This is a genomic window from Mycobacterium sp. (assembly GCF_032162105.1).
Classification (GTDB): Bacteria; Actinomycetota; Actinomycetes; order Mycobacteriales; family Mycobacteriaceae; genus Mycobacterium.
Genome location: NZ_JAVRPS010000061.1, coordinates 1 through 3,924, shown reverse-complemented (window position 1 = coordinate 3,924; position 3,924 = coordinate 1). Strand labels below are relative to the sequence as shown.

Genomic DNA, 3,924 nt, shown 5'->3' with positions numbered 1-3,924 from the left:
GTGCCAGAGACAAGCAAGGCCGAGTTCGGTGTGCTGGAACGCGCGTTCAATTCGATGGCCGAGTCACTGCAGCACCATGTCGGCGAGCTAGCCCGGCTCAGTGACGAACAGGCCGCGCTTCGGCGCGTTGCCACGCTCGTCGCGCGCGGGGGGCCGTCGGACGAGGTGTTCGCCGCAGTCGCGCAAGAAGTCGGGCTGGTTCTGGGTGCCGAGATCACGAGGCTCCTACGCTTCGAAGCCGACGGCACTGCCACTATCACGGCCACGTGGCTGCGCGCGGGCGAGCGCCTGCCAACTGGTAGTCGCATTCCGATCACCAACACCGTTGCTGCGCCGGTGCGGGAGACCGGCAAGGCGGCAAGGATCACTGAGGAGTCGCCACCGGAATTACCCGGTTCTGCGTATTCAGCGGTGGGCGCCCCCATCATGGTCGGTGGGACGGTTTGGGGGGCGATGACCGCGTTGTCACGAGCCGATCACCCTTTGCCCGACGTGGCCGCGGCCCGCATCGCGGAATTCACCGATCTGGTCGGCACCGCCGTGGCCAATGCGCAAGCCCGAGCCGATCTCGTGGCGTCGCGCGCCAGGATCGTCGCCGCGTCCGACGAGGCGCGAAAGGCGCATCGAGCGCAATCTTCACGATGGCATTCAGCAGCGCTTGGTCTCGCTCACGCTCAGGCTGCGAATGCTTGAGTCGAGCGTCTCCGATTCGGCGGCCGAGTTCAGGATGGAGCTGACAGAATTCAACGCGGGACTGCTGGAAGCGGTGGACGAACTGCGGGAAGTTGCCCGCGGTATCCATCCGGCCATCCTCTCCGAGGGCGGGCTGATGCCGGCCGTGAAGGCGGTGGCCCGCCGCTGTCCCGTCCCAGTGGCGCTGGATCTTCGCGTCGAGACTCGCCTGCCCCCTTCAGTCGAGGTCGCTGCGTATTATTCGGTGGCCGAGGCGCTGACGAACGCCGCCAAACACGCAAACGCTTCAGCCGTCGAACTCACCGCCGCTGTGCGGGACGCTCGCCTGTTCGTGGTGATGCGGGACGATGGCGTCGGCGGCGCCGATCCGAGCCGAGGGTCAGGACTGATCGGGCTCATCGACCGAATCGAAGCGGTCGATGGAACGCTGACCGTCATCAGCCCCCCGGCCGAGGCACCACCCTGCAGATGGAGCTGCCGGTCAGCTAGCCGGCGCTCTTGTCCTGCTCGACGTCAGCGACTGGGACCTGGTCACCGCAATGTGCGGTTTCTGGCGACCTCGTGCAGCTGCACTGCCTGGATGTCGTCGGTGCCATGAGTGTGTATGAGAACCTCGATCGTGGTCGTGCGTAGCTGCTCCTGGTCGGCGATGTGTCGAGCCTCGTCGGCACCGATCGCGCAGGGCCCGTAGAGCGCGACCCATCGCACAGCCTTGTGTGGATCGGCTTGAGCCACGACGAACACATCGTCGGCGCTCATCTGGTCGAGCACGCTGCCCAGCGTTTCACCGGGTTCGATGATCACGACCACCGGTGTGGCTCCCCGGTCCGCCGCGGCCTGGAGATGGTGCCGTAGCGCATCCTGGGCGGCGCCTTCTGCAAGCAGCGTCTGCAGGAACATCTTGTCGCTGCTCGGATCACGGTGCACGGCGCCGACCTTCGTGCGTACCCACATACCGTCGACAACGGATTCCAGATGTTCGACCACTCGCGGCAGCTCACGTCGGCTGATGCCGAGTAGCTCTATCATGCTGGCGCGAAACGCCTTTCGTGCATCATCGAACGTGACGGCGCAGCCGGCGTCGTAGTGATACGCGACGTGCTCAGCTTCTTGTGTGCGGTGTTTAACCCGGACGGACTGGAAGTGGCCGCGGCGATCGAGGCGCTTGATGGATGTACGGACGGGGGGTTTCGTGTCGGGCAGCACTGGTGGCACTCCTTCACCGCTGGTAGTTGCTGGCATCACGTGTGGCTACACGTAAGCATCTCGGTCGTAGCGAACGGTGTCTCCACAGCTATCGCCCAGACAAGGGGCCCTGCTAGCCGGAATTGCCACCCCCCGCCAGCGGTAGGCGTCAGTTCCGCCCCTCGGGCGCGCGGCGGCTACCGGCCCTCGAAACGACTCTGCTGGCATTCTCAAATAGGTTGAGGCACTGTAGATTCGGCAGGTCAGGCGCACACGCGCGAACCGGACTCATCGCAGGCGCTAGCAGCCCTCCACGAATTCGCCGTGCAGGAACTCGGTATGGGCGTTCCCGCCGCGCTGCGGGAGCTAGCTGGTACCCGGCTTTCCGCCCGTCACCGTGCTCACCAACGAGGCACCATGCCAACTCACATCGACCTCGAACAGGTCCGTGCGCCCCAACTTGACTCGTCCGGCTACGTCGGCCCTGCGATACCCGAGATTCGGTGGAACATGTCGACGAGCTGGTCGATGACCTCGTCCATGGTCAGCGGAAGGTGGCCATCCAGCCATGCCACGCCGATCTGTTGCGCGGCTCCGATGAATCCGTACGCTTTGAGGCGCATCTCGTCCGGTGGAGGTAGGGCGTCATCGTCGGCGGCGAAGGCGAACCAGAGTTCGACCGCGCGCGTGGGGAATTCATCGCGGTGTTTCTTGAGCGGGCCGGCCTGGGACTCGATGGCAAGGAACCGTACGACCCGTGGATCGCTCAAGAGGGCGCGCGCGTAGACCGTGAGGGCGGGACGGGGGTCGCGGCCGCCGCCGGCCTCGATCGCGGGAGCAACCGCAGCGACGATATTTCCGGTCACGTGCTCGAACACCGCATCGGCAAGCTCGTCGATCGACGCGAAATTCTCGTAGAAGTACCGCTTTGTGAGTCCGGCCTCGGCGCAGACATCCACGATGCCGACCGCCGCGATTCCCCGCGTTCCGAACAGTTGAAGGCCAGCGTCGATCAGCCGCTGACGGCGCTGGTCGCGACGATCGGTAGCGCTGACACCGCGGTACGGTCGCGATACCGCCGCACCCGATGAGCCGGCTTCCTCCACCATGAGTCCTTACTGTTGACACGCAGTCGTATCAGATACTACGGTTCCAGCATATCTGATACTTCATCGGATCAGTTTTAGGAGCCAAGGATGACTGAAACCGTGGTCCCACCGTTGGACCCCGATGGGTTGGTCTGGGAGCACTTCGGTCGGCTTCCGGTGCATCGGTTGTCCAATGGGCTGCGCGAAGCGATGTTGCAGAACATGCATCCCGGCCTGGCCGCCGGGGTGGAGCATCATTCGGTGTTCTTCGAGGATCCGCGCGCCCGGGGTGAGCGGTCGATCGGGCCGATCATGTCGGTCGTCTACGGCGGACCCACGTCGCACGACTGGGGGAAGTTGGTGCGAGGATTCCACGGCCCCATCAAGGGAGTCGACAAGTACGGCCGCCGGTACAGCGCGCTCAACCCCGAGACGTTCTTCTGGGCGCACGCCACGTTCGTCGAGGACATCGTGACCGGACACGAACTCACCGGCTATCCGCTGTCAGAGGCCGACAAACAGGCTCTCTATTTGGAATCGATTGACTGGTATCGGCTCTACGGCGTCAGCATGAGACCCGTCCCGCCGGATTGGGATGCATTTCAAGAGTACTGGGAGCACATGATCAACGACGTGCTCGAGGACAGCCGTCCCGTTCGCGAAGGCTTCCACATGTACCGGACGATGCCGGCGCCGACCAGCAAGCGCTTGCCCGATCGGGCCAATGCCGTTGTGGGGCCGTTGATCCTGAATCCGTTCGTACAGACACCGTTGGTAAAGTTGATACTCTGGGTCACCACCGGTGCGCTGCCGCCGGTACTCCGAGAGCGTCTGTGCCTGGACTGGAGTCGGTTGGACGAGTTGCGATATCGCCTACACCTCAAGGTAGTTCACGAAGCGATCAAGGGGATCCCGACACAGCTGCAGTACTTTCCGCTGGCCCGAGAACAGCGCGAGA

General features: G+C 64.2%; 5 protein-coding genes. 3 read left to right on the top strand and 2 right to left on the bottom strand.

The window, feature by feature from the left end; genetic code table 11:
- Nucleotides 1-693: GAF domain-containing protein (locus QOC69_RS03105; protein WP_526436248.1), on the top strand; the 693-nt coding region annotated here is incomplete at its 5' end.
- A complete protein-coding gene (locus QOC69_RS03100) occupies nucleotides 659-1,291 on the top strand; it encodes a sensor histidine kinase (protein WP_526436246.1) in 633 nt (210 codons plus the stop codon). The genes QOC69_RS03105 and QOC69_RS03100, both read left to right, overlap by 35 nt.
- On the opposite strand, the gene QOC69_RS03095 is transcribed toward QOC69_RS03100, so the two are convergent.
- Nucleotides 1,225-1,722 carry a hypothetical protein gene (locus tag QOC69_RS03095; protein ID WP_526436244.1) on the bottom strand — a complete coding sequence of 166 codons (498 nt, stop codon included), beginning with the start codon at nucleotides 1,720-1,722 and terminating at the stop codon, nucleotides 1,225-1,227. The two genes, QOC69_RS03100 and QOC69_RS03095, sit on opposite strands and share 67 nt — an antisense overlap.
- Nucleotides 1,723-2,351: 629 nt before the next feature.
- Nucleotides 2,352-2,987, bottom strand: a complete 636-nt coding sequence (locus QOC69_RS03090; RefSeq protein ID WP_526436242.1) for a TetR/AcrR family transcriptional regulator — start codon at nucleotides 2,985-2,987, stop codon at nucleotides 2,352-2,354.
- 87 nt (nucleotides 2,988-3,074) lie between these two features.
- On the opposite strand from QOC69_RS03090, the gene QOC69_RS03085 reads away from it, so the two are divergent.
- A partial coding sequence (locus tag QOC69_RS03085) for an oxygenase MpaB family protein (protein ID WP_526436240.1) occupies nucleotides 3,075-3,924 on the top strand: 850 nt, incomplete at its 3' end.

Excerpts from the sequence above, each read along its gene's own strand:
- QOC69_RS03095 (WP_526436244.1), bottom strand. The coding sequence starts at position 1,722 with ATGATAGAGCTACTCGGCATCAGCCGACGTGAGCTGCCGCGAGTGGTC.
- QOC69_RS03090 (WP_526436242.1), bottom strand. The coding sequence starts at position 2,987 with ATGGTGGAGGAAGCCGGCTCATCGGGTGCGGCGGTATCGCGACCGTAC.